The organism is Solibacillus isronensis (assembly GCF_023715405.1).
Taxonomy (GTDB): domain Bacteria; phylum Bacillota; class Bacilli; order Bacillales_A; family Planococcaceae; genus Solibacillus; species Solibacillus isronensis_B.
Genome location: NZ_JAMBOC010000036.1, coordinates 1 through 422, shown reverse-complemented (window position 1 = coordinate 422; position 422 = coordinate 1). Strand labels below are relative to the sequence as shown.

1 protein-coding gene is annotated in these 422 nt (G+C 64.0%); it reads left to right on the top strand.

What is annotated here, in order from left to right; genetic code table 11:
• Positions 1-422: hypothetical protein (locus tag M3166_RS19095; protein WP_353056595.1), on the top strand; the 422-nt coding region annotated here is incomplete at both ends.

Below are 422 nucleotides of genomic sequence, written 5' to 3'. Positions count from 1 at the left end.
GTGCGAAGCCGAAGGCTTTCGCCGCATCACCTACTTCCTCGACCGCCCCGACGTGATGGCGTCGTACGTCGTCACGCTGCGTGCCGACAAGGCCGCGTACCCGGTGCTGCTGTCGAACGGCAACCTCGTCGATTCGGGCGACCTGCCCGACGGCCGCCACTTCGCGAAATGGGAAGACCCGTTCCGCAAGCCGAGCTATCTGTTCGCGCTGGTCGCGGGCAAGCTCGTCGCGATCGAGGAAACGATCACCACCGGCTCCGGCAAGGAAAAGCTGCTGCAGGTGTGGGTCGAACCGGCCGATCTCGACAAGACGCGTCACGCGATGGATTCGCTGATCCACTCGATCCGCTGGGACGAAAAGCGCTTCGGCCTCGAGCTCGATCTCGACCGCTTCATGATCGTCGCGGTCGGCGACTTCAACA